The 23441-nt window shown below is 64.8% G+C and carries 21 protein-coding genes; 14 read left to right on the forward strand and 7 right to left on the reverse strand.

The annotated features are described in order from the left end of the window. The first annotated feature begins 206 nt into the window (after positions 1-206). The 11 genes from HAP40_RS13635 (at position 207) to HAP40_RS13685 (ending at position 13288) form a co-directional block, all read left to right on the forward strand. Positions 207-2336, forward strand: a complete 2130-nt coding sequence (locus tag HAP40_RS13635; RefSeq protein ID WP_166817309.1) for an acetate--CoA ligase family protein — start codon at positions 207-209, stop codon at positions 2334-2336. 173 nt (positions 2337-2509) lie between these two features. Next, entirely contained in the window at positions 2510-3352 is an 843-nt protein-coding gene (locus tag HAP40_RS13640) for an IclR family transcriptional regulator (protein WP_166817308.1), read from the forward strand. 108 nt (positions 3353-3460) lie between these two features. Then, positions 3461-4429: a Bug family tripartite tricarboxylate transporter substrate binding protein gene (locus tag HAP40_RS13645; RefSeq protein ID WP_166817307.1), complete on the forward strand. Its 969-nt coding sequence runs from the start codon at positions 3461-3463 to the stop codon at positions 4427-4429. Beyond that, positions 4426-4911 (forward strand): tripartite tricarboxylate transporter TctB family protein, encoded by a 486-nt coding sequence (locus HAP40_RS13650; RefSeq protein ID WP_166817306.1) that lies wholly within the window; start codon positions 4426-4428, stop codon positions 4909-4911. Before HAP40_RS13645 ends, HAP40_RS13650 begins: the two co-directional genes overlap by 4 nt. After that, entirely contained in the window at positions 4911-6410 is a 1500-nt protein-coding gene (locus HAP40_RS13655) for a tripartite tricarboxylate transporter permease (protein WP_166817305.1), read from the forward strand. Before HAP40_RS13650 ends, HAP40_RS13655 begins: the two co-directional genes overlap by 1 nt. 53 nt (positions 6411-6463) lie before the next feature. Further along, positions 6464-7264 (forward strand): NYN domain-containing protein, encoded by an 801-nt coding sequence (locus HAP40_RS13660; RefSeq protein ID WP_166817304.1) that lies wholly within the window; start codon positions 6464-6466, stop codon positions 7262-7264. An 85-nt stretch (positions 7265-7349) separates the two neighbouring features. After that, positions 7350-9152, forward strand: coding sequence for an adenine deaminase C-terminal domain-containing protein (locus HAP40_RS13665; protein ID WP_166817303.1), 1803 nt, complete (start codon positions 7350-7352; stop codon positions 9150-9152). Between the two features lie 152 nt (positions 9153-9304). Further along, positions 9305-11095 carry a glyoxylate carboligase gene (gene gcl / locus HAP40_RS13670; protein WP_166817302.1) on the forward strand — a complete coding sequence of 597 codons (1791 nt, stop codon included), beginning with the start codon at positions 9305-9307 and terminating at the stop codon, positions 11093-11095. Between the two features lie 11 nt (positions 11096-11106). After that, positions 11107-11892, forward strand: coding sequence for a hydroxypyruvate isomerase (gene hyi, locus HAP40_RS13675; protein WP_166817301.1), 786 nt, complete (start codon positions 11107-11109; stop codon positions 11890-11892). Positions 11893-11903: 11 nt separating this feature from the next. Then, positions 11904-12791 carry a 2-hydroxy-3-oxopropionate reductase gene (locus HAP40_RS13680; RefSeq protein ID WP_166817300.1) on the forward strand — a complete coding sequence of 296 codons (888 nt, stop codon included), beginning with the start codon at positions 11904-11906 and terminating at the stop codon, positions 12789-12791. Between the two features lie 113 nt (positions 12792-12904). Next, positions 12905-13288, forward strand: a complete 384-nt coding sequence (locus HAP40_RS13685) for a DUF1236 domain-containing protein (RefSeq protein ID WP_166817299.1) — start codon at positions 12905-12907, stop codon at positions 13286-13288. A 42-nt stretch (positions 13289-13330) separates the two neighbouring features. Here HAP40_RS13685 and HAP40_RS13690 read toward each other — a convergent pair whose 3' ends face one another. The 3 genes from HAP40_RS13690 to HAP40_RS13700 form a co-directional block, all read right to left on the reverse strand. Further along, positions 13331-13708 carry a VanZ family protein gene (locus HAP40_RS13690; RefSeq protein ID WP_166817298.1) on the reverse strand — a complete coding sequence of 126 codons (378 nt, stop codon included), beginning with the start codon at positions 13706-13708 and terminating at the stop codon, positions 13331-13333. Between the two features lie 62 nt (positions 13709-13770). Continuing rightward, a complete protein-coding gene (locus tag HAP40_RS13695; RefSeq protein WP_166817297.1) occupies positions 13771-14367 on the reverse strand; it encodes a thiamine pyrophosphate-dependent enzyme in 597 nt (198 codons plus the stop codon). Positions 14368-14375: 8 nt separating this feature from the next. Further along, positions 14376-14942 carry a thiamine pyrophosphate-binding protein gene (locus tag HAP40_RS13700; protein ID WP_166817296.1) on the reverse strand — a complete coding sequence of 189 codons (567 nt, stop codon included), beginning with the start codon at positions 14940-14942 and terminating at the stop codon, positions 14376-14378. A 255-nt stretch (positions 14943-15197) separates the two neighbouring features. Between HAP40_RS13700 and HAP40_RS13705 the strand changes: the two genes are divergently transcribed. Together HAP40_RS13705 and HAP40_RS13710 are read left to right on the forward strand one after the other, a co-directional pair. Continuing rightward, the gene (locus HAP40_RS13705) at positions 15198-16247 is read left to right on the forward strand and encodes a hydroxyacid dehydrogenase (protein WP_166817295.1); all 1050 of its coding nucleotides are present in this window, start codon (positions 15198-15200) and stop codon (positions 16245-16247) included. 117 nt (positions 16248-16364) lie between these two features. Beyond that, on the forward strand, positions 16365-16814 hold the full coding sequence (locus HAP40_RS13710; RefSeq protein WP_166817294.1) for a flagellar basal body rod protein FlgC: 450 nt from the start codon (positions 16365-16367) through the stop codon (positions 16812-16814). A 71-nt stretch (positions 16815-16885) separates the two neighbouring features. Here HAP40_RS13710 and HAP40_RS13715 read toward each other — a convergent pair whose 3' ends face one another. Next, the gene (locus HAP40_RS13715; RefSeq protein ID WP_166817293.1) at positions 16886-17827 is read right to left on the reverse strand and encodes an ornithine cyclodeaminase family protein; all 942 of its coding nucleotides are present in this window, start codon (positions 17825-17827) and stop codon (positions 16886-16888) included. Between the two features lie 153 nt (positions 17828-17980). Here HAP40_RS13715 and HAP40_RS13720 point away from each other — a divergent pair, with 153 nt between their 5' ends. Beyond that, complete coding sequence (locus tag HAP40_RS13720; RefSeq protein WP_166817292.1) at positions 17981-18193, forward strand: hypothetical protein; 213 nt, start codon at positions 17981-17983, stop codon at positions 18191-18193. Between the two features lie 3 nt (positions 18194-18196). Here the strand turns inward: HAP40_RS13720 and HAP40_RS13725 are convergent, their stop codons facing one another. The 3 genes from HAP40_RS13725 to HAP40_RS13735 all read right to left on the reverse strand — a co-directional run bounded on the left by HAP40_RS13725 (position 18197) and on the right by HAP40_RS13735 (position 23438). Next, the gene (locus HAP40_RS13725) at positions 18197-18772 is read right to left on the reverse strand and encodes a GNAT family N-acetyltransferase (RefSeq protein WP_166817291.1); all 576 of its coding nucleotides are present in this window, start codon (positions 18770-18772) and stop codon (positions 18197-18199) included. A 6-nt stretch (positions 18773-18778) separates the two neighbouring features. Then, positions 18779-21136 (reverse strand): Orn/Lys/Arg decarboxylase N-terminal domain-containing protein, encoded by a 2358-nt coding sequence (locus HAP40_RS13730; RefSeq protein WP_166817290.1) that lies wholly within the window; start codon positions 21134-21136, stop codon positions 18779-18781. Between the two features lie 97 nt (positions 21137-21233). Further along, positions 21234-23438, reverse strand: a complete 2205-nt coding sequence (locus HAP40_RS13735) for a xanthine dehydrogenase family protein molybdopterin-binding subunit (RefSeq protein WP_166817289.1) — start codon at positions 23436-23438, stop codon at positions 21234-21236. Positions 23439-23441 lie beyond the last annotated feature (3 nt).

Below are 23441 nucleotides of genomic sequence, written 5' to 3' on the forward strand. Positions count from 1 at the left end.
GGTGCGCTCTGGCTTGACAAGTTGGCTTCTGGCATACCAAATGCCATCGCCAGCCATTTTTGATCCAAGCCGGCGGAGTAGTCTTGGCTTTATGCCACTCCGCGCCGCCGCATGGAACAGAGCGCGGCGAATGGCAAGCATCACGGGCAGCCGCAAACCACGCGCGCGCTTTGAAAAGAACGAACTGAGGTCAAGGGAGAAGCCACATGTCCAATTCCAAAGATGCCGTCCGCAAGGTGCTTGACCAGGTCAAGGCGGACAACCGCACCAGCCTGACGGCGCCGGAAGGCAAGCTGGTCTGCGACGCCTATGGCATTCCGGTGCCGAAGGAAGGCGTGGCGAAGTCGGCCGGCGAGGCCGGCAAGATGGCCTCGTCGATGGGCTTCCCGGTCGTGATGAAGATCGTCTCGCCGGACATTCTCCACAAGACCGAAGCCGGCGGCGTCATCGTCGGCCTCAAGACGGCCGAGGAGGCCGAGAAGGCCTATGAGACCATTCTTGGCAACGCCAAGAAATACAAGTCCGACGCCAAGATCGAGGGCGTCCAGGTGCAGCAGATGCTGGCCGGCGGCACCGAAGTCATCGTCGGCTCGATCACCGACGGCTCGTTCGGCAAGCTGGTCGCCTTCGGCCTCGGCGGCGTGCTGGTCGAAGTCCTCAAGGATATCACCTTCCGCCTCGCGCCCGCGACCAAGGAGGATGCGCTTTCGATGCTCGACGGCATCCAGGCGCATGAGATCCTGAAGGGCGTTCGCGGCGGGGAACCCGTGAACCGTACCGCGCTCGCCGACGTCATCGTCAAGGTCTCGCAGCTCGTCACCGATTTCCCCGAAATCGTCGAGCTCGACCTCAACCCGGTGTTCGCGACGCCGAAGGGCGCGACCGCCGCCGACGTCCGCATCGTCGTCGACTTCGCCTATGTTCCCAAGCCGAAGCCGCGCCCGACCGAAGAGATCGTGGCGGCGATGAACCGCATCATGCAGCCGAAGGCCGTCGCCGTGGTCGGCGCCTCCGCCGAGGACGGCAAGATCGGCAACTCCGTGATGAAGAACCTGATCAACGGCGGCTACAAGGGCGATATCTATCCGATCCATCCCAAGGCTGCCGAGATCCTCGGCTACAAGGCCTATAAGAGCGTCAAGGACGTGCCGGGTGTGATCGACGTCGCGGTGTTCGCGATCCCCGCGAAATTCGTGGCCGCAGCGCTCACCGAATGCGGCGAGAAGAAGATCCCGGGCGCGGTGCTGATCCCGTCGGGCTTCGCGGAAGCCGGCGCACCGGAACTGCAGGCCGAGATCGTCGAGGTCGGCAAGAAGTACGACATCCGCCTGATGGGACCCAACATCTACGGCTTCTACTATACGCCCGCCAACCTCTGTGCGACCTTCTGCACCGCCTACGACGTCAAGGGCCACGCGGCGCTGTCGTCGCAGTCGGGCGGCATCGGCATGGCCATCATCGGCTTCTCGCGCTCGGCCAAGATGGGCGTCTCCGCGATCGTCGGTCTCGGCAACAAGTCCGACATCGACGAGGACGATCTCCTCGCCTTCTTCGAGCAAGATCCCAACACCAATCTGATCGCGCAGCACTGCGAAGACCTCAAGGACGGCCGCGCCTTCGCGGAAGCGGCCAAGCGCGTCTCCAAGAAGAAGCCTGTCGTCGTGCTCAAGGCCGGCCGCACCTCGGCCGGCGCCAAGGCGGCCTCGTCGCACACCGGCGCGCTCGCCGGTAACGACAAGATCTACGAGGATGTCCTGGCGCAGTCGGGCGTGATCCGCGCCCGCTCGCTGCGGCAGCTGCTCGAATTCGCCCGCGGCGTGCCGGTGCTGCCGACGCCGAAGGGCGAGAACGTGCTGATCATCACCGGCGCCGGCGGCTCGGGCGTGCTGCTGTCGGACTCCTGCGTCGACAACGGCCTGTCGCTGATGTCGATGCCGCCGGACCTCGACGCGGCCTTCCGCAAGTTCATCCCGCCGTTTGGTGCGGCTGGAAATCCTGTGGATATCACCGGCGGCGAGCCGCCGATCACCTACGTCAACACGGTGAAGCTCGGCCTCTCGGATGAGCGTATCCATTCGCTGATCCTCGGTTACTGGCACACCATCGTCACCCCGCCGATGGTGTTCGCCCGCAACATGGTCGAGGTGAAGAAGGAGATGGAGGCCAAGGGTTTCGTGAAGCCCATGGTCGCCTCGCTCGCCGGCGACGTCGAGGTCGAGGAAGCCGCCGAATATCTCTACCAGAACGGCATCCCGGCCTACGCCTATTCGACCGAGCTCCCGGTCGAGGTGCTGGGCGCCAAGTACAAGTGGGCGCGCGGGGCAGGGTTGCTCTGAGACGAAATTGCCGCTTCACTTGATCCGGAGCGGCATTTCTTCAGGTACGTCGTTCCGGGGCGATGCACAGCATCGAACTATGGTGCGCAATTGCGCACCTGAGAACCTCGAGATTCCGGGTCTGGTCCTTCGGACCATCCCGGAATGACGAACCTCCAAGGCGGCAGGTCGCGATGAGCAAGAACGTGATCCGGCGCAAATCACCTGAGCCCCGATCTTCATCGGAGGCCGACCACGACGCGCGCGATGGCGGCGTGCAGTCGGTCGACCGCGCGCTGTCGATCATCGAAACGCTGGCCGAGGACGACGAAGGCTATCGCCTCAGCGATCTTGCCGTCCGCACCGGCCTGTCAGCCTCCACCGTGCACCGCCTGCTGGCGACGCTGGAAAGCCGCCGCTTTGTGCAGTTCGACCGTGCCGAATCCAAATGGCATGTCGGCGTGCGCAGCTTCACGGTCGGTGCGAGCTTCGCGCGGCGGCGTAATTTCTCCGCGCAGGCGATCCCCTACTTGCGCAAGCTGCGTGATCTCACCCGCGAGACCGCCAATCTCGCCGTGGTCGACGACGAGTTCATCATCGTGCTGACCCGCATGGAAAGCCGCGAGATCATGCGCTCGCTGACCCAGGTCGGCGGCCGCGTCGCCATGGTGACGTCGGGGGTCGGCAAGGCGGTGCTCGCGACCTATTCGGACGAGGACGTCGGCGCGGTTATCCGCCATCACGGCATGCCCCGCCTGACCGAGAAGTCGATCGTGCGGCCGAGCGACCTGTTCAAGGAGCTCGAAAAGATCCGCAAGCAGGGCTTTGCAATCGACGACGAGGAGGCGCAGATCGGCCTGCGCTGTGTGGCTGCCGTGGTATACAACGCTCTTGCCGAACCGCTTGCCGCGATCTCCGTATCCGGCATGACCAGCCGCGTCACCGACGAACGATTGCCGGAAATCGGGCAAATCGTGCGCGATGTCGCCGCCGAGCTGACGGTTGCGCTTGGCGGGGTGATCCCGACGCCCCGCTAACCACGAGCCCCCGGGGGCATGTCTCTGGACAGCATCGGCCGTTTTGGCTGATATGCGACCAAACGACACAATGCGGCAAACGTCCGCATGAGCCCGGAGAGCGTCCTCATGTTTCAATTTCCCGCGCGTCTTGTCGGCGCAGCCGTCGCGCTGACCCTGGCGGCAGCCACGCCTTCCGTTGCCCAGCAGCTCGAGCTCAAGCTGATGGCGCCGGCCGCACCCGGCGGCGGCTGGGACCAGACCGCGCGCTCGATGCAGCAGGCGCTGGTGGCTTCGGGCGTCGCGCGCAGCGTGCAGGTCACCAACGTTCCGGGCGCGGGCGGCAGCGTCGGCATCGCGCAATTCGTCAACGGCGCCAAGAGCGACGGCAACCAGCTGATGGTCAACGGCTTCGTCATGGTGGGTGCGCTCGCCATGAACAAGTCGCCGGTGACGCTGGAGCAGGTGACGCCAATCGCGCGCCTCACCGAGGAAATCCAGGTGATCGTGGTGCCCGCGAATTCGCCGATCAAGACGGCGCAGGATCTCGCCGCCGCGGTGAAGGCGGATATCGCCAAGGTGACCTTCGCTGGCGGCTCGGCCGGCGGCGTCGACCATGTGATGGCCGCGTTGTTCGCCGGCGCGGTCGGCGCCGATGCGAAGAAGATCAACTACATCCCGTTCTCCGGCGGCGGCGAGTCGCTGGCGGCGATTCTCGGAGGCAAGGTCACCGCGGGCATTTCGGGGCTCAGCGAATATGAAGGGCAGATCAAGTCCGGCAAGCTGCGCGCGATCGGCGTGACCTCGGAGAAGCGCATCGCCGGCAGCGATATCCCCACCTTCAAGGAACAAGGCATCGACCTCGTGATCGCCAACTGGCGCTCGGTGGTCGCGCCTCCCGGCATCACGCCTGAGCAGCGCAAGACCTTGAGCGATGCGGTCGAGAAGATGGTGAAGTCGGACGCCTGGAAGGAGATCCTCAAGCAGAAGGGCTGGGACGACGCCTATCTCGGCGGCGACGCCTTCGCCGACTTCCTGAAGAAGGAAACGGCGCGCGTCACCGACGTGCTGAAATCGGTCGGCCTCGTCAAGTCATGACCTCAGGCGATCCGGCCCAGCCGCCGCGGCGCGTCGATCGCGCCGGCCTCGTCATCGCAGCATTGCTTGCGGTGCTCGCCGCGGTCCTGGTCTGGGACGCGCGCGGCCTGTCATCCACCACGATGTACGGCATGGGCCCGGAGGCGATGCCGATCGTGGTCGCCAGCGGCCTTGCGCTGCTTGCGATCGGCAGTTTCGTCGACGCGCTGCGCGGCAATCTGCCGGCGCGCGAGAGTTCCGATCCAGTGCCGGTGGTTCTGATCCTCATTGGCCTTGCGCTCCTGATCGCCATCATCGGCTTCGGCGGCGGCTTCATCCTGGCGACGTCGGCGCTGTTCGTGACGACCTCGGCGGCCTTCGGGCGCCGCGCCATCCTCGTCGACAGCGTCATCGCGCTCGTGATGTCGACCCTCATCTACCTCGCGTTCTACCGCCTGCTGACGCTGAGCCTTCCGACCGGCCCGCTGGAGCGACTGCTGTGATGGACACTTTTGCGGCGCTGGCCCACGGCATGGCGGTCGCCGTCCAGCCGATGAATCTTCTTTATGCGCTGATTGGCGTGTTCCTTGGCACAGCCGTCGGCGTGCTGCCCGGCATCGGCCCGGCGTTGACGGTCGCGCTGCTGCTGCCTGTCACCTACAAGCTCGATCCCGGCGGCTCGCTGATCATGTTTGCCGGCATCTATTACGGCGGCATGTATGGCGGATCGACCACCGCGATTCTCATCAACACGCCCGGCGAGAGCGCCTCGATGGCGACCGCGCTCGAAGGCAACAAGATGGCCAAGGCCGGCCGCGGTGGCCCGGCGCTCGCGACCTCCGCGATAGGCTCCTTCGTCGCCGGCACCATCGCGACCATTGGGCTCGCGTTCCTTGCGCCGTGGCTGGTCGATTTCGCCGTGCGCTTCGGGCCTGAGGATTATTTCGCGCTGATGTGCGTCGCCTTCGTCACGGTATCGGCGACCTTCGGCGATTCACCGGTCCGCGGCCTGACCAGCCTGTTCATCGGCCTGACGCTCGGCCTCGTCGGCATCGACAAGCTGACCGGCCAGGCTCGGCTCGCGTTCGGCGTTCCTGAATTGCTCGACGGCGTCGAGGTGACGACGCTCGCGGTCGGCCTGTTCGCGGTGGGCGAGGCGCTCTACGTCGCATCGCGCCGCCACCACACCGAGGAAAAGCTGGAGCCGGTGCGCGGCTCGCTGTGGATGACGAAAGACGACTGGAAGCGGTCGTGGAAGCCGTGGCTGCGCGGCACCATGTTCGGCTTCCCGATCGGCGCGCTGCCTGCCGGCGGCGCGGAGATCCCGACTTTCCTGTCCTATTCCGCCGAGAAGCGGCTCACGAAACACCCCGAGGAGTTCGGCAAGGGCGCGATCGAAGGCGTCGCGGGACCGGAAGCTGCCAACAATGCCTCCGCCGCCGGCACGCTGGTGCCGCTGCTCACGCTCGGCCTGCCGACCTCGGCGACGGCCGCGATGATGCTGGCAGGCTTTCAGCAATACGGCCTCAACCCGGGGCCGCTGTTGTTCGCCGAGCGGCCCGATCTGGTCTGGGGCCTGATCGCCAGCCTGTTCATCGCCAACGCGATGCTGCTGGTGCTCAACCTGCCCCTGGTCGGCCTGTGGGTGCGGTTGCTCGCGATCCCGCAGCCCTGGCTCTATGCCGGCATTCTCGTCTTCGCGACCATGGGCACCATCGCCGCAAAGCCGTCGGTGGTCGAATTGTCGATGCTGGCCGGCTTCGGTGTGCTTGGCTTCCTGATGCGCCGGTTCGATTTTCCGATCGCGCCCGTCGTCGTCGGCCTGATCCTCGGACCGATCGCCGAGAGCCAGCTGCGCCGTGCGCTTGCGATCAGCCTCGGCGATCCCATGGCGCTGGTGCAGAGCCCGATCTCGGCAACGCTGCTCGCGCTGGCGCTGATCGCGCTGCTGGCGCCTTTCGTGCTGAAGGGGCTCGGGCGGTTCAAGGCGAACGAGGATTAGCCCTTCCGACGCATGCATGTTCTAATGCTGCGTCCATCTCTTGGGGAAACGCCATGCCGTCGGAACTTCGTTCGCCCCGTCTCGCCGTCCTGATCGATGCCGACAATGCCTCCGCGAAGATCGCGGATGGACTGTTCGAGGAGATCGCCAAGATCGGCGAGGCCAGCGTTCGCCGCATTTACGGCGACTTCTCCAACGCGCGGTCCAGGGGCTGGGCCGATATTCTGTCGAAGCATGCCATCATCCCACAGCAGCAATTCGCTTATACGACGGGAAAGAATGCTTCCGACATAACGCTGGTCATTGACGCAATGGACCTGCTTCACAGCGGTCGGTTCGATGGCTTCTGCCTTGTTTCATCCGACAGCGATTTTACCCGTCTGGCCGCTCGCATCCGGGAGCAGGGCATTGATGTCTTTGGGTTCGGAGAGCAGAAGACACCGGAGAGCTTCAGGCAGGCCTGCCGAAGGTTCGTCTACACGGAGAACCTGCTTGCCGGCACGGCAACCACCCAAGACGCCGCCGTGAGGTCCTCGTCGCTTCAGCCGTCCGATGCCGCCACGCCCATCATCAAGAAGGTCATCGCCCAGATGGAGAGCGAGGACGGTTGGGTTGCGCTCGGTGAGGTTGGAAAGCGGCTCGCCAATCTAGCTTCCGATTTCGATCCGAGGACCTTCGGCTTCCGCAAGCTGAGCGACCTCGTCCGAAAGACGAATTCGTTCGAGATTGATGAGACAAACGGCCGGTCCCTGCGGATTCGGGTCAAGGCATCTGCCGCACCACCCCCGAAGAGGCGGAACTCGCCCAGAACTCCAAGGTCGGGGGCCGCAAGTAGTTCGGCGCCTAAAGCCTAAGCAGGGCGTGCCGTTATATTTGAGCTTGCCCGGCTGGACACAGGGCGTAACCATCGCTCGGACGTAACGTCACGCGAGGGTCCCGATGACCAAACTTACCCGCTTCGCCGTCGCGCCGCTGCACAGCATGACGCGGCGCCTTGCCGATGTTGCCTCGGCGCGCGTCGCACCGGATCTCGTCGTCACGGGGGCACGAGTACTATCGACCTATTCGGAGCGCATCCACGCGAACCGCGAGGTCTGGATTGCCGGCGGCCGCATCGCCGCGGTGAAGCCATCAGGCATGGCGAAGAAGATCTGGAGCGGCGTGTCGCTCTATGACGCGGCAGGCGGCATCATTGCGCCGGGGCTGGTCGATCCGCACATCCACATCGAATCCTCGATGGTGACGGCCTGTGCCTACGCGGAAGCCGCGCTGCTGAACGGCACCACCACGATCTTCTGCGACAGCCACGAGATCGGCAACGTCATGGATGTCGCCGGCGTCGAGGCGATGCTGGAGGACGCGCGGCAGGCGCCGCTCTCGATCTTCCTGACGGTGCCGAGCACGGTGCCGGCGACGTCGGCGGAACTGGAAACCGCGGGCGGCGACCTCACGCCGGACAAGATCGCGGGCCTGTTCGACCGCTGGCCGGAAGCGGTGGCGCTCGGCGAGAAGATGGACTTTGTCCCCGTCACCATGGGCGACGAGCGCAGCCACGCCATCCTGGCGGCAGCGCTGAAGCGGGGACGGCCGGTGTCCGGTCACGTCTACGGCCGCGAATTCGTCGCCGCCTATGCGGCGTCCGGCGTCACCGACACCCATGAGGCGATCGACCGCGACATTGCCGACGATCTGCTCGACGCCGGCGTCTGGGTCTTCCTGCGCGGCGGTCCGCCGACCACGCCCTGGCATTCGCTGCCGCAGGCGATCCGGACGGTCACCGAGCTCGGGGCCTCGCACAAGCGCACCGCCGTGTGCACGGACGACCGCGATGCCGACGACCTGCTGCTGTTCGGCCTGGACTGGGTGGTGAGGGAAGCCGTGAAGGCGGGGATGTCACCGGAACAGGCCTGGTCGATGGGCTCGCTGCATGGCGCGACACGCTTCGGCATGGAGGGCGATATCGGCGGACTCGGTGGCGGCCGCCGCGCCGATCTCGTGCTGATGGACGATCAGCTCAAGCCGCAATGCACCTGGTATGGCGGCGAACTCGTGGTCGAGCACGGCAAGATCACGCCGCGTCTCGATCAGGCGCTGTCGCAGCGATACCAATATCCCAGGACGGCCTATGCGACGGTCAAGCTGCCGGAGGCGATGAAGTTGACGCCGGAGCTGCCGGTGAAAGCCTGCACCGTCAACGCGATCAAGACCGCGTTGCCCGGCATCACGCTGATCCACGAGAAGGTTGCGGTCGAGCCCGTCGGGGATTGGCCGTCGCTGTTCGCGCGCTACGGCCTGTGCTTCGTCACGGTCGTCGAGCGTCACGGCAAAACCGCGGGCAATGTTGCCCATGGCCTGCTCAAGGATTTTGGCCTGAAGCGCGGAGCGGTCGCGTCCAGTGTGGGGCATGACAGCCACAACATCATCGTCGCCGGAACCAACGAGCCGGATATGCGCGTGGCTATCGCTGCGATCAAGGACCACCAGGGCGGCGTATGCGTCGTCGCGGACGGTCAGGTGAGGGCGCTGGTTCCGCTGCCGATCGCGGGGCTGCTCTCCGACAAGCGCGTCACGGAGGTGGCCGAAGAGGTCAAGGCGCTCAAGACCGAATGGACGGAGGCCGGTTGCACCATTCCCTACATGGGCTTCAATTTGATTCCGCTATCGGTCATTCCGGAAATTCGCATCACCGACAAAGGCCTCGTGCTGGTGCCGCAGATGGAGCTGGCGCCACTGTTCGAGTGATCTGCTTTCACGTGTATCTCGATCTAACCGACTGAGACCGCCACGATTTTTCCGCGGCTGCCGCATCGTGGAAAATAAAATCGATCTCGTTGAGATCGCACCGTGCAGACCGGATGATCTCGCTCGCTGACGCAACTCAAGCGAGGTCCGATATGGCGAAGATGCGAGCCGTCGATGCTGCCGTGCGAATTCTGGAGAAGGAAGGCATCTCGACTGCCTTCGGGGTTCCCGGGGCCGCGATCAATCCGCTTTACTCGGCGCTGAAGAAGCGCGGCTCGGTCCGCCACATCCTGGCGCGCCATGTCGAGGGCGCCTCGCACATGGCCGAAGGTTATACGCGGGCGAAGGCCGGAAATATCGGTGTCTGCATCGGCACGTCAGGGCCGGCCGGCACCGACATGATCACCGGGCTTTACTCGGCGATCGCCGATTCCATTCCGATCCTCTGCATCACCGGGCAGGCGCCGCGGGCACGGCTCTACAAGGAGGATTTTCAGGCCGTCGACATCGAGTCGATCGCAAAGCCCGTGACCAAGTGGGCGGTGATGGTGCGCGAGCCGGCGCTGGTCCCGCGCGTGTTCAGCCAGGCTTTTCACGTGATGCGCTCGGGCCGGCCGGGGCCGGTGCTGATCGACATGCCGCTCGACGTGCAGCTCGCAGAGATCGAGTTCGACGACGAGACCTACGAGCCGCTGCCGGTCTACAAGCCTGCCGCAACGCGCAAGCAGATCGAGAAGGCGCTGGAGATGCTCAACGCGGCCGAGCGTCCGCTGATCGTCGCGGGCGGCGGCATCATCAACGCCGATGCGTCGGACCTGCTGGTCGAATTCGCCGAGATCGCCAACGTGCCTGTGGTGCCGACGCTGATGGGGTGGGGCGCGATCCCCGACGACCATGTGCTGATGGCCGGCATGGTCGGGCTCCAGACCAGTCACCGCTACGGCAACGCGACGCTGCTGGAATCCGATTTCGTGCTCGGCATCGGCAATCGCTGGGCCAACCGCCACACCGGCTCGGTCGAGACCTATACCAAGGGCCGCAAGTTCGTCCACGTGGACATCGAGCCGACCCAGATCGGGCGTGTGTTCAATCCCGATCTCGGCATCGTCTCTGACGCGAAGGCGGCGCTCGAGCTCTTCGTCACCGTCGGCAGGGAGTGGCGCCGGTCGGGCAGGCTCCGCGAGCGCCAGGCGTGGCCCGCGTCCTGCCGTGACCGCAAGAAGACGATGCTGCGCAAGAGCCATTTCGACAACGTCCCGATCAAGCCGCAGCGCGTCTACGAGGAAATGAACAAGGCGTTCGGCCGCGACACCACCTATGTCACCGTGATCGGCCTGTCGCAGATCGCCGGCGCGCAGTTCCTCGGCGTCTACAAGCCGCGCAACTGGATCAATGCCGGCCAGGCGGGACCGCTCGGCTGGACGTTGCCGGCGGCGCTCGGCGTGCGCGCCGCATGCCCGGATCGCGAGATCGTCGCGCTCTCGGGCGACTACGACTTCCAGTTCCTGATCGAGGAGCTCGCAGTCGGTGCGCAATTCAATCTGCCCTACATCCACGTCGTCGTGAACAATTCCTATCTGGGCCTGATCCGCCAGGCCCAGCGCGGCTTCGACATGGACTATCACGTCCAGCTCTCCTTCGAGAACATCAACGCGCCCGAGATCGGCGTGTACGGCGTCGACCATGTGACGGTCGCCGAAGGCCTCGGCTGCAAGGCGATCCGCGTCACGGACCCGAAGGACACGCAGGCGGCGTTCGCGACCGCGCGCGAATTGATGGCCAAGCACCGTGTGCCTGTGGTGGTCGAATTCATCCTCGAACGCGTCACAAACATCGCGATGGGCACGGAGATCGACAACATCGTCGAGTTCGAGGAGGTGCTGGACCTGCCGCTCGACGAGGTCGGGACCAAGCGGGCCGGCGTGCTGCAGCCGGCGGAATAGGGGAGAGCATCATGCCGAAATTCGCCGCCAACCTCACCATGCTCTTCAACGAGATGCCGTTTCTCGATCGCTTTGCTGCTGCGAAGGCGGCGGGTTTCTCCGGGGTCGAGTATCTGTTTCCCTATGACTTCGACAAGGCGCAGCTGCGCGAGCAGTTGGAGGCTCACGGACTGACACAAGTGCTGCACAATTTGCCGGCCGGCAACTGGGCGGCAGGCGAGCGCGGCATCGCCATCCTGCCCGATCGCACCAGCGAATTCCGCGACGGCGTGTTCCGCGCCATCGACTACGCCAAGGCGCTCGATTGCGAGCAGCTCAACTGCCTCGTCGGCATCGCGCCCAGCGGTGCCGATCCGCGCGAGCTTCAGGAGACACTGGTCGGCAATCTGCGCTTCGCGGCCTCGACGCTGGCGCGGGAAAACATCAAGCTGCTGGTCGAGCCGATCAACACGCTGGACATTCCTGGCTTCTACCTCGATGGCACCGAGCAGGCGGTCCAGCTCATCTCCGAGGTGCGGTCGAGCAATTTGTTCGTCCAGTACGACATCTATCACATGCAGATCATGGAGGGTGATCTCGCCCGCACCATGCAGGAATATCTCCCGCAGATTGCGCACGTGCAGCTTGCCGACAATCCCGGCCGCCACGAGCCAGGCACCGGCGAGATCAACTATCCCTTCCTGTTCCGCCACCTCGACGCGATCGGCTATCGCGGCTGGGTCGGCTGCGAATACAAGCCGCGCACCACGACGCTCGAAGGGCTCTCGTGGCACGCGGCACAGACGTTCGAGACCTGAGGAAACAAGACATGATTGACATCGGCTTCATCGGAGTTGGCACCATGGGACGGCCGATGGCCGGCCATCTCCTTGACGCGGGCTATCGCGTACTCCTGCACGACGTTTCGCCTGTCGCACCCGAGCTGATCGCCGCCGGCGGAATCGCCTGCAAGTCGGCCAAGGAAGTTGCCGAGGAGGCGGATGCGGTCATCATCATGGTGCCGGATACGCCGCATGTGGAAGCGGTGCTGTTCGGCAAGGATGGCGTCGCGAGCGGCATTTCAAAGGGCAAGATCGTCGTCGACATGAGCTCGATCTCGCCGCTGGCGACCAAGGAGTTCGCAAAGGAGATCGAGGCGCTGGGCGCCGATTATCTCGACGCGCCGGTGTCGGGCGGGGAGGTCGGCGCAAAAGCTGCGAGCCTCACCATCATGGTCGGCGGGCCCGAGCGCGCCTTCGGCACCATGAAGCCGGTCTTCGACAAAATGGGCAAGAACATCACGCATGTCGGCGCCAATGGCGACGGTCAGACCACGAAGGTCGCCAACCAGATCATCGTCGCGCTGACGATCGAAGCCGTGAGCGAAGCGCTGCTATTTGCATCCAAGGCCGGGGCGAACCCTGCACTGGTGCGCAAGGCGCTGATGGGCGGGTTCGCATCGTCGCGGATTCTGGAGGTCCATGGCGAGCGCATGGTGAAGCGCAATTTCGATCCGGGCTTCCGCATCGAGCTGCACCAGAAGGATCTGAATCTGGCGCTCGAAGGCGCGCGTGCGCTCGGCCTCTCGCTGCCGAGCACGGCGGTGGCGCAGCAGTTGTTCTCGTCCTGCACGGCGCATGGCGGCAAGGCCTGGGATCATTCCGCAATGGTGCGTGCGCTGGAACTGATGGCAGGGCACGAGATCGCCGCGGTCTGATCTGTTACCGCGTAACAGTCTCTGGATTGGCGCGTCTTTGGCCGCAGGGGAACCGGAACAATGCTTCGGCCCCGCGGTTGATGGCGCATAACAACCACTGGAGACTTAAGGACATGAAAACCCGTCTTGCGATTTCGTTGGCTGCCGCCTCGCTGCTGGCGTCGAGCGCAGCCTTTGCCCAGTCGACGACCGAACAGGGCGCCAGGGACGGCGCGCGCGCGGGCGGCGACATTGGCGGTCCTATCGGCGCGATGGTCGGCGGCACCGTCGGTGCGGCCGTTGGCGCCGGTCTCGAAATTCCGAATGCGATCCTGGGTGGAATCCCGCGCAGTGAATCGGTTGTCGTAGAGGAGCGCGTCGTGGTCGGCGAACCCCTGCCTCCGAGGGTGGTGCTGCGCCCGGTGCCGAACTACACCGAGTACCGCTATGCGGTCGTGAACGACCGCCGCGTGATCGTCGAGCCGCGCACGCGCCGCGTGGTCAAGATCATCGACTGATCTGCGCTAGCCTAAGCGCTGAGAAGTTGGCCCTGCGGCGTGTCACTCCGCGGGGCCTTCGCTCGTCAGGGCCGAATTTGCGCGAAGCCAGCTTATGGCCCAATCGGCAGCGGCCGCGAGCGCAAAGCCGACGCAAGCAGTGGAGGCATCGACCAGAAAATCCTCCAACCGCGCATGGCGTCCGGGTGCCCAAAATTGCATCAGTTCGAGCACGCCGATCAGGACGACCGCAACCGCAGTGGTCAGCAGGCGTCGCCGCCGATAGGCGATGCCGAAGGCCAGCCCCACCAGGATGAAGGCGAGCGCATGCTCGCCATCCTGACCGAGGTCGGAATGGGGCCGCAGGCCCGGCGGGCCGAGGGTTGCGAAGGTGACGGCGGCTGCGAGCAGCCAGGCAAAGGAACGAATGAAAATGGACATCCAGACCGCTTAGCACGGATTTGGCGGGGCTGTCGCGAGGTCGGTTAGTTAATGACAAAATGTTAAAGGGGCTCGCGGACACCGAGCCCGTGCATGAAGCGCTCCCGGATTTGTACGGGGTCCCTGCGGGTGGTGCCGACGCCGGGCTTGTCGTCGATGCGGACCGCGATCAGGCTCGGCTCGTCAGCCGACATGGCCGCCTCCACCAGCCGCTCGAAATCCTCCTCGTCCGCGGCCCAGGCGCTCTTGGCGAGGCCCGAGCCGAGCGCGATGGCGACGATGTCGGCGACGTTCGCTGCCGGCGTCGGCTGCGCGCCGGTGATTTGGTAGATGCCGTTGTCCATCACGATCATCGTGAGGTTCTTCGGCCTCAAGGCCGCAATCGTCGAGAGCGCGCCGAGCTGCATCAGCAGCGAGCCGTCGCCTTCCAGCGCGACGACGTGCCGGTCGGGCTGCGCCAGCGCCACGCCGAGCGCGATCGGAAAGGCGAGCCCCATGCTGCCCAGCATGTAGAAATTCTGCGGGCGGTGGCCGGCGGCCCAGAGATCGAAATTGGTGTTGCCGATGCCGCCGATCACGGCTTCCTCGTGCTTGAGCCTGGCGATCAGGCGCGAGGTCACATCAAAGCGGTTCATCACCTTGGTGTTGCGGGTGTTCATGGCGGCGCTCACTTGTCGAAGACCTTGCCGCCGGTGAGCAGCGGATTGAGGATCAGCGCCACCGGCGCCTGCGTGGTGACAGCCTGCTTGATCGAGCGGTCGGCGATGAATTCGAGCTCGTCGAGCCGGGTGATGGTGTGGTGCTCCAGCGCCAGCGAATCCAGCACCGGACGCATGGTGCGGCAGACCAGCGACTGGCCGTAGTTGAACTCTCCGAGCGTGCCGCGCTCGGAGACGAACATGATCAGCGGGATCTGGTAGGGCACCGCGAGCGAGGCCAGCACGTTGGCGAGCGTCGCAAAGCCGGAGGTCTGCATCAGCACCGCGCCGCGCCGTCCGCCCATCCAGGCCCCGGAGACGATGCCGACCGCTTCCTCCTCGCGCGCGGCGGCAAAGGTGGTGAAGAAGGGGTCGGCGTGCAGATTCTTGATCAGCGGCGTCAGCACGCGGTCGGGAACGTAGGGGATGAGGCTGATCTCGTTCCGCTTCAGGGTTTGCAGGACGATGCCGTGCCAGCTGCTCTCGCCGGCCCCCTGTGCCGCCTGGGGCGAGGTCTTCTGCTCCGCAATCGCCATTGCGTTCTCCCTTGCGCCGCGCATGCTTCTTGGTCTTGGCCATCGTTCTGGCCGTCGCGGCGGTCCGCCGAACTTGACGCGGCGGGCGGGATTGTCAACATGTCCGGGCCGGCACCGTGATCTGCGCCAGACGGCCTGCCGTGGCCGGCGTCGCCATGTCATATAGGCGGCAACGAAAAGCGGGAGGAAGCACGAAGGAGCGCGTGTCGCGCTGGCCTTGCCGATATCCCTCGCGAGCGAGCCGGAAGGGTCCTGATGTCCGTCAACAACAAGCGCGTCTTCTACGTCAAATACCTGGCCAATCCGATCTATATCGACATCCTGAAGGCGCGGCCCGACGTCCGGCTCGATCGCATCGAGAACGAAAGCCCCGAGGATTTCTATGCGCCCATCCTCAGCGCCGCCCATGTCTACCAGGTCGGCGCGGCCCGCGATGAACTGGCGCCGCATTTCCATGTCGATGCCGCCTTCCTGAAGCGCACGCCGAACTTGCTGCTCGTCTCCAGCAATGGCGCGGGCTTCGATCCTGTTGACGTCGAGGCCTGCACGGACGCGGGCGTCGTGGTGGTCAACCAGTCCGGCGGCAACGCCCATTCGGTCGCCGAGCATGCGCTGGCGATGATGCTGACGCTGTCAAAGCGCATCATCCAGTCCGACCGCCGCCTGCGCCGCGAGCGCGACGTCAACCGCAACGAGCTCGTCGGCAACGAGGTCGAACACAAGACCGTCGGCATCATCGGGCTCGGCAATGTCGGCCGGCGCATCGCCGCGCTGTGCAAGGGCCTGCTCGGGATGAAGGTGCTGGCCTATGATCCCTATCTGTCGGCCGAGGTCATGGCGGAGCGGGGCGGGGAGAAGGTCGAGCTCGACGAGCTGCTGCGCCGGTCCGATTTCGTCTCGATCTCGTGCCCGCTCAACAAGGGCAGCCGCAACATGATCAGCGTGCGCGAATTCGGGCTGATGCAGCCGCATGCCTATTTCGTCACCACGGCGCGCGGCTTCATCCATGATGAGGACGCGCTGCTCCAGGCGTTGCGCGACAAGCGCATTGCGGGTGCCGGCCTCGACGTCTGGTCCAAGGAGCCGCCGCCGCCGGAGCATCCGCTGCTCCAGCTCGACAACGTGCTGGCGAGCCCCCATACCGCGGGGGTGACCATCGAGGCGCGTCAGAACATGGGTCGCATCGCCGCCGAGCAGGTGCTGGAGACGCTCGACGGCAAGCGCCCGCCGCGCATCATCAATCCCGAAGTCTGGCCGCGCTATGCGGAGCGCTTCAAGCAGGCATTCGGCGTGACGCCGGGGTAGGGGCCCGCCAGGTTTGTTCGTGCTCCGACCGTTGGTTACGAGGATCAGAACAGAAAGCGGCGGATTTTACTGATGGCATAAGTGAACGCGTATCGCTTGTGCTGTACTTGAAAGTCCATGAACGTATTCTCGATTGCGACATCTGGACTTTCTGCGGCGAGCTTGCGCGTGAACGTGGCGGCGAGCAACATCGCCAATGTTCGCACGAACGGCCCGCTGCCTTCGGCAGGCGGATCGGATCCTGCAGCGAGTGCGGCCGGTTCGAGCATTGGCCCGGCTTTTCCCCCGGCCTATGTGCCGTTGCGAGTGGATCAGGTTGCCCAATCGAGCGGCGCGACCGCGGGCGGTACGGTTGCGACCGTGTCGGCGGTCTTGCCGAGCTTCACATCCCAGTCCGACCCGAGCTCTCCGTTCGCAAACCAGGACGGCCTGGTCGCAGCGCCGAATGTCGATCTCGCTGGTGAATTCGTTCAGCTGGCCACCGCGAAGTACAGCTTCATTGCCAATGCGAAGGTCATTCAAGCCTACGCGGAAACGACAGAGTCGCTGCTCGACATCACGGCGTGATGCTTGATGTCAGCTTGCTTCGCCAGCCCTCGCTCATCCCCCTTCACTGGCGCGACGGCGGGATAGGGCGTCTACCCCAGCTTTGCGCCGAGCTGCTGGAACACGGCTTCGCAGGTCATGAGGTCAAGATGGCCGCCGCCCGCGTTCTTGAAGAACGTGATGTCTGAAGGTGATGTCCGCCCCTGCACGCGGCCGCCGGCGAGGTCGTAGAGGTCTCCGAGGACATCCTTGTCGCTGATTGCGCCGCTGGCGATCGGCTGCAGGATGTCGCCGACACCGTGAAAGGCGGATTCCCGACGGTCCACGAAGACGCGCGACAGCTTTGCCGCCTCGTCGTCGGCCTCCCGCGTTTGTGGCGTGTAGCCGCCGACGAGGTCGAGATGCGTGCCGGGCCGCAGGTTGCGGCCTTTGATCAACGGATGATGCGCGCGGGTGCAGGTGGTGATGATATCGGCCTCTCGCGTTGCCGCGTCGAGGTCCGTGATCGTCTCCGCCTTCACGCCTTCCCTTGTCAGTCGCTCCGCGAGATTGGCCGCCCGCTCGGCGCTCCGATTCCAGATCAGCACACGTTGTAGCGAGGGCCGCACGGCGCGATGGCCCCGGATCAGCCACTCGGACATCTCACCGGCGCCGACGCAAAGCAGGGTCTCGGCGCCGGGCGACGCAAGCAATTTCGTGCCCAGCGCGGAATCGGCCGCGGTGCGCCAATGTGTGATCTCGGTCCCGTCCATTGCCGCGAGCGGTTTTCCGTCGGTGCCGTCGAACAGCACGCACACGGCTTGCACCGCCGGCATCTTGCCTCCCGCCAGATTGGCCGGGAAGCTGGTGAACATCTTGCTCGCCATGTAGCGGCCGGGATCGACGGCGCTGCGAATGACGTACTGCCCTTTCTCGTCTCCCAGAAAAGCGTCCAGCACCTCCATCTTCGGACGGCGATGCGCCGCTTCCAGAGCCGCAATGAGGATCGGAAAGGTCAGAACTTTCGTGACTTCTGTATCGGAGACAAAGTGCAAAGCAAATCCTCGTGGCTTGCTGCCGGCATTTTCGCCTTTAGCCCCGGCCGGCTGGTTCCGCAATCGCTTGCTCGAGTTTGATCCGCGTCAAAATCTCCTTCCCCCGTGCGGCCTAAATGGGATTAGAGTGCCGCCGGGCAGGCAGGAGGTCCCATGTCAACCTATGTCGTCAAGTTCATGAAGGACGTGCTCGGTCAGTACGGCCGGCAGATCGAGGTGTGCCAGGGCACGCTCGAAATTGACGCCTCCGACGAGAACGAAGCCAGAGAACGGGCCAAGGCGAAGTTTTGCAAGGATCAAGCCTTGCATCATTGGTCACTGCATGCCGACCGCATCCAGGTCAGAGCGGCTGACTTTCCATCGTGAACCTTACCGGCCAGGCGTCGTGACGGGCGGGGCTGCCGTCGTGCCTGCGCCGAGCGACCGCTGTACCATCACGGTGTCGGACCAGCGGCCGTGGCGATAGGCGACGCCGCAGAGCAGGCCGGCGCGCGCGAAACCGAACTTTTCGTGCAGCGCCAGCGAGGGCGCGTTGTCGGCATCGATATAACCGATCATCTGGCGGAAGCCCGTCGCCGCGCAGGCGTCGATCAAGCCCTGGAGCAGCAGCCGTCCGATCCCGCGGCCGAGATGCTCGTGATGAACGTAGATGGAATGCTTGGCGGTGTAGCGATAGGCCGGCCGCTTGCGGAACTGCACGGCATAGGCATAGCCCACGACCTCCCCGCGAAACGTCGCGACCAGATGCGGCAGGCGGGTCTGCTTAAGGTTCTTGCGGCGGTCGCGCAGATCGTCCGGCTCGGGCGCGCCGGTTCCCTCGACGTCGCGCGGCACGCCGTTGCGGACGTGATGGCGGTAAATCGCCAGCATCGCCTCGACATCGCCCTCGCGTGAGGGCCGGACCAGAACCTGTTCGTCACTTGCGCGCGCGGCTGTTTCGTTCATCGGCACCTACTCGGCAACGACGTAAGTATAGAGCCCGATGCGGCCGTTCGCATCGATCTCCTTGTAGACGCCCTGAATTTCCACATCGAACCCTGGAAACGTGTTGAAGCACGTCTCGAACATCCTGAGATAATCGATCATGGGCTTGGCCCGTTCGTTCAGCCTTTCGCCGGGGACGATGGTGGCGATGCCGGGCGGATAGACCACGAAAGGCGTGGTGGCGATGCGGCCCGCGATCGCCTCGATTGGCAGATAGTCGACGTCGTTCTTGAACAGATAGCGCGCGGCCTCGCGGGGCGACATCGCGATCTCAGGCATGTGCTCGGGCATGAACTGCCGCGCCTGCAGCGCGCTGACGTCGGCGGCGCGGAAGAAGCGATGCATCTCGCCGCAGAGGTCGCGCAGCCGTGCACCGGCATAGCGCGCCTGCCGCCGCTGGTAGAATTCCGGGATGACGTCGGCCAACAGCGCGTTGTCGTCGTGCAGCTTCTTGAACGCGACAAGTCCCGAGATCAGCGTGCCGGCCTTGCTCGCCTCGACGCCGGGTGTGAGCAGGAAGAGCAGGGAGTTGAGGTCGTTTTTCTCCGGGACGATGCGGTTCTCGCGCAGATATTGCGCGACGACCGGCGCTGGGATGCCGTGTTCGGCGTAGGCGCCGGTGGTGCGATCGAAGCCGGGCGTGAGCAAGGTCAGCTTGTTCGGGTCGGTCATGGCAAAGCCTTCGGTGAGGCCGGGGAAGCCATGCCAGGCGCTGTCGGCAGAGAGCTGCCACCGCGCGGGATTGGTGGCGAGCTCATCGGTGGACAACGTTTCCCAGGCGACGTTGTGCGCGGCGCCGGGGCGGCTGACGTCGGGAATGGCGACGCGATCCGGAACGAACGGCTCGAAGAACCACCGTCTATCGGGGTTCTGCTCCTTCTCCTCGAATTCTCGGCGCATCGCGCGAATCTTCTTGCGGAGCTCGATGCCGAGGCGGATCGTGTCGTCCCACAGCACTTCGCCCGAGCGGCCCTTCATCATCTGCGCACCGACGTCGAGTGAGGCGAACAGTGGATAGAACGGCGACGTGGATGCATGCTGCATGAAGCTCTCGTTGAAGCGGCGGTGTTCGACGCGCCGCTTCTGGCCGCGGATGTGGCGGTCCTTGATGTGGATCTGCGAGGCCTGCGAGAAGCTTGCGAGCTGCTTGTGGGTCGACTGCGTCGCGATGATGCCGGGTGCCTCGGGGGGAAGATTGGCCAGGCCCATGGCGAAGCGGCCGGCATAGAGCGGGTGGAACTTCATGAAGCCGGCCCAGGCCTCATCGAACAGGATGTAGTCGCAGAGATGGCCGATGCGCTTGAGGATCATCTCGGCGCTGTGGATCGTGCCGTCATAGGTGCATTGCTCGACGACGGCGACGCGGAACGGCCGTTCCTTGCGCCAGGCGTCCTTGTCCGTGACCAGGGGATGATGGCGGATCGTCTCGCGCAAGGCCTTCTCGTCCAGCAGGTCCCAGCGCATCGGGCCGATCAGGCCCCAAGCATTGCGGACGGTCGGCACGTAGATCGGGACGCCGCCATTGATCATCAGCGCGCCGTGATGGGCGGCCTTGTGGTTGTTGCGGTCGAACAGCACGAGATCGCCGTCGGTGACGAGGGCGCCGAGCGCGACCTTGTTCGAAGTCGAGGTGCCGTTGAGCACGAAATAGGTCTTCTCCGCACCGAAGATCTGCGCGGCCTCCTTCTGCGCCCTCAGCGCGGGACCTTCATGCGTGAGGAGGTCGCCGAGATCGAGCACGGAATTGTCGAGGTCGTCGCGGAACACGGACTCGCCGAGATGCTCGACGAAGACCCGGCCGATCGGGCTGCGGTTGTAGAACACGCCGCCATTGTGCCCCGGGCAGGTCCAGAGCTGGTTGCCTTCCTCGGCATAGTCGACCAGCGCGCCGAAGAACGGCGTCTTCAGCGTCTCCGCATATTGCTTCAGCCGGCTGATCAGGTTCTTGGCGATGAAGGTCGGTGTTTCCTCGGACAGGAAAACATAGCCGTCGATGAAGTCGAGCACTTCGACCGGCAGATCCTCGAACCGCTTGCGGCGGATCAGGAGGATAATCGGGAAGTCGAGGCCGCGGCGCCGCATCAAGTTGATCAGCGCGGAAGTCTTGCCCTCGAGGCCCTTCTTGCCCCAGTCCACCACCATGCAGCCGATCGCGGCGTCGGTCTGCACCGCCATCTCCGCGTCTTCCAGCTTGCGGGCCCGGACCACCTCGAAGCCGGAGCGCTGGATCTCCTCGATGATCTGGTTGAAACGGACGCCTTCGAGATCGTCGGCGTCGAACACAGGTGCGGCGAACAGGAAGTTGAAGCGCTTGAAATAATCCATTGTCTGTCCCGGATGTGCGAGCGACACAGCTCTCTGCACATTTGATGACAGTTAGATGACGGTCATCGGATCCATGCGGCGATCGTGTGACGGGCGATCAGTCCAGTAGCTTGTCCAGCGTGATCGGGAAGCGCCGGATGCGCTTGCCAGTGGCGTGATAGACCGCATTCGCGATCGCCGCAGGCACGCCGACGATGCCGATTTCGCCAAGGCCCTTGACGCCCAGCCTGTTGATCCGGTCGTCGGGCTCGTCGACGAAGATGACGTCGATGTCGTGAACGTCGGCATTTACGGGAATGTGGTACTCGGCGATGTTCGCGTTCATGATGCGGCCGAAGCGGTGATCCATCAACGTCTCCTCGTGCAGGGCCATCCCGATTCCCCAGACGACACCGCCCATGATCTGGCTGCGGCCCGTCTTGGTGTTCAGGATGCGCCCAGCGGCGACCGCGCTCACGACCCGCGTGACGCGAATGACGCCGAGCTCTTCGTCCACCTTGACCTCGGCGAAGACGGCAGAATGCGTGTTGCGTGCGTGCGACTTGTCGTCGGCGAACTCGTTCAGCTTCTCTTTCTCGATCCGTTCGACCTGGCCATGGCGCATCGCATCAGCAATAGATACGGACCGGCTGCGGTCGGCGGCCTTGGCGACGGTGCCGCCGAGGAGAACGATGTCTGGCGCATCGACGCCGGCGAGTGGCGAGGCGGGAATGGCCTTGGCATATCGCGCGAGTTCACGGCGAATCTCCTCGGCTGCTCCCAGCACGGCGTGGGCGCTCGAGGCGGCCATCCACGAGCCGCCTTCCACGGGTGCCTGCGGTAGAGACGAGTCCGCGAGCTTGACGCTGATGTTCTCGATCGGCAGCCCGAGGGAATCGGCCGCGACCTGCGCCACGATGGTGTACGTGCCGGTTCCGATATCGGACGCGGCGCAGGAGACCTCGGCATGACCATTGGCCGTCAGCACGATGCGGGCGGCGACCGGCATCTGCAGCGCCTCCCAAACCCCTGTCGCCATGCCCCATCCGACGAGTTCCTTGCCGTCGCGCATCGAGCGGGGGGCGGGTTTGCGGCGGCTCCAGCCGAAAGCTTCCGCGCCGCGGGCGTAGCAGTCGCGCAACTGCTTGCTGGTGTAGGGCAGGTCTCCGCTCTGGTCGCGATCCGAGTAGCACTTCAGGCGCAGCTCGACAGGGTCGAGCTTGAGCGCGACGGCCAATTCGTCCATGGCACATTCGAGCGCGCAAACGCCTGTGGCGGCACCGGGTGCCCGCATGTCGCAGGGAGTGGCGACGTCGAGTTGGGCGAGCTTGTGGGAAAAGTGGCTGTTGCGGCTCTCGTAGAGCTGCTCCGCCCAGCCGGTATCGTTGCGCGCGAAATCCTCATAGCGTGAGGTGACGGCAATGGCTTCGTGGGTGACCGCATCGAGCGTGCCGTCCGGCTTTGCGGCGAGCGCGACGTGCTCGATGGTCATGGGACGATAGCCCAGGCCGTACATCTGCTGCCGGGTCAGCACCACGCGGACAGATCGCTTCAGTGCGAGCGCGGCAAGCGCTGCCAACACCACCTGATGCTGCGGCCGCAGGCCTGAACCGAAGGCGCCGCCGACATAGGGCGAGATCACGCGGATGTCGTCCGGCTTCTTGCCGAAAACGCTGCAGAGAAACTTCTGCACGTTCTGAACGCCTTGCGTCTTGTCGTAGACCGTGAGCCTGCCCCTGCCGTCCCAGACCGCCGTTGTCGCGTAGAGCTCCATCGGATTGTGATGCTCGCTCGGAATGACGTAGTCTGCCGCATGATGGACGGCCGCCCGCTTCAATGCTGCTGCGGCGTCACCACGCGGCTTGTGCGGTTGATCCACTTTGACAGCCTTGCCGCGTTCGGATTCGAGGTCGGTTGCAAACTCCTCCGGCTCATATTCAACGCGAACGCGTGTTGCGGCGAACTTGGCGGTCTCCCAGTCCTCGGCGACGACCAGTGCGATCGGCTGGCCGTTGAACTTGATCCCGTCGTCATAGAGTGGGCGGAAAGGCGAGCCCTTCTCGGGCGCCACCTCGTCCTTCCAGGCTTCGTCCTTGTCGGCGAGGGGCGGGCGATGCACATGGGTGAGCACGTCGACGACGCCCTTCACCTTGAGTGCGTCGGCGGTGTCGAGCCGAGTGATACGCCCGCGCGGAATGGTGGCCTCGACGACGAAGCCGTGGAGGAGACGCTCTGCTGCGAATTCGCCGGCATATTTGGCGGAGCCTGTGACCTTTGCCCGGCCGTCGACGCGCGACGTTGGTGTTCCGACATAGGCGTTCATCGG

This window comes from Bradyrhizobium sp. 1(2017), from assembly GCF_011602485.2.
Lineage (GTDB): Bacteria > Pseudomonadota > Alphaproteobacteria > Rhizobiales > Xanthobacteraceae > Bradyrhizobium.

Excerpts from the sequence above, each read along its gene's own strand:
- HAP40_RS13680 (WP_166817300.1), top strand. The coding sequence starts at position 11,904 with ATGATTGACATCGGCTTCATCGGAGTTGGCACCATGGGACGGCCGATG.
- HAP40_RS13640 (WP_166817308.1), top strand. The coding sequence starts at position 2,510 with ATGAGCAAGAACGTGATCCGGCGCAAATCACCTGAGCCCCGATCTTCA.
- HAP40_RS13665 (WP_166817303.1), top strand. The coding sequence starts at position 7,350 with ATGACCAAACTTACCCGCTTCGCCGTCGCGCCGCTGCACAGCATGACG.
- HAP40_RS13650 (WP_166817306.1), top strand. The coding sequence starts at position 4,426 with ATGACCTCAGGCGATCCGGCCCAGCCGCCGCGGCGCGTCGATCGCGCC.
- HAP40_RS13705 (WP_166817295.1), top strand. The coding sequence starts at position 15,198 with ATGTCCGTCAACAACAAGCGCGTCTTCTACGTCAAATACCTGGCCAAT.
- hyi (WP_166817301.1), top strand. The coding sequence starts at position 11,107 with ATGCCGAAATTCGCCGCCAACCTCACCATGCTCTTCAACGAGATGCCG.
- gcl (WP_166817302.1), top strand. The coding sequence starts at position 9,305 with ATGGCGAAGATGCGAGCCGTCGATGCTGCCGTGCGAATTCTGGAGAAG.
- HAP40_RS13645 (WP_166817307.1), top strand. The coding sequence starts at position 3,461 with ATGTTTCAATTTCCCGCGCGTCTTGTCGGCGCAGCCGTCGCGCTGACC.
- HAP40_RS13685 (WP_166817299.1), top strand. The coding sequence starts at position 12,905 with ATGAAAACCCGTCTTGCGATTTCGTTGGCTGCCGCCTCGCTGCTGGCG.
- HAP40_RS13655 (WP_166817305.1), top strand. The coding sequence starts at position 4,911 with ATGGACACTTTTGCGGCGCTGGCCCACGGCATGGCGGTCGCCGTCCAG.
- HAP40_RS13725 (WP_166817291.1), bottom strand. The coding sequence starts at position 18,772 with ATGAACGAAACAGCCGCGCGCGCAAGTGACGAACAGGTTCTGGTCCGG.
- HAP40_RS13695 (WP_166817297.1), bottom strand. The coding sequence starts at position 14,367 with ATGAACACCCGCAACACCAAGGTGATGAACCGCTTTGATGTGACCTCG.
- HAP40_RS13635 (WP_166817309.1), top strand. The coding sequence starts at position 207 with ATGTCCAATTCCAAAGATGCCGTCCGCAAGGTGCTTGACCAGGTCAAG.
- HAP40_RS13730 (WP_166817290.1), bottom strand. The coding sequence starts at position 21,136 with ATGGATTATTTCAAGCGCTTCAACTTCCTGTTCGCCGCACCTGTGTTC.
- HAP40_RS13735 (WP_166817289.1), bottom strand. The coding sequence starts at position 23,438 with ATGAACGCCTATGTCGGAACACCAACGTCGCGCGTCGACGGCCGGGCA.
- HAP40_RS13720 (WP_166817292.1), top strand. The coding sequence starts at position 17,981 with ATGTCAACCTATGTCGTCAAGTTCATGAAGGACGTGCTCGGTCAGTAC.
- HAP40_RS13710 (WP_166817294.1), top strand. The coding sequence starts at position 16,365 with ATGAACGTATTCTCGATTGCGACATCTGGACTTTCTGCGGCGAGCTTG.
- HAP40_RS13690 (WP_166817298.1), bottom strand. The coding sequence starts at position 13,708 with ATGTCCATTTTCATTCGTTCCTTTGCCTGGCTGCTCGCAGCCGCCGTC.
- HAP40_RS13700 (WP_166817296.1), bottom strand. The coding sequence starts at position 14,942 with ATGGCGATTGCGGAGCAGAAGACCTCGCCCCAGGCGGCACAGGGGGCC.
- HAP40_RS13660 (WP_166817304.1), top strand. The coding sequence starts at position 6,464 with ATGCCGTCGGAACTTCGTTCGCCCCGTCTCGCCGTCCTGATCGATGCC.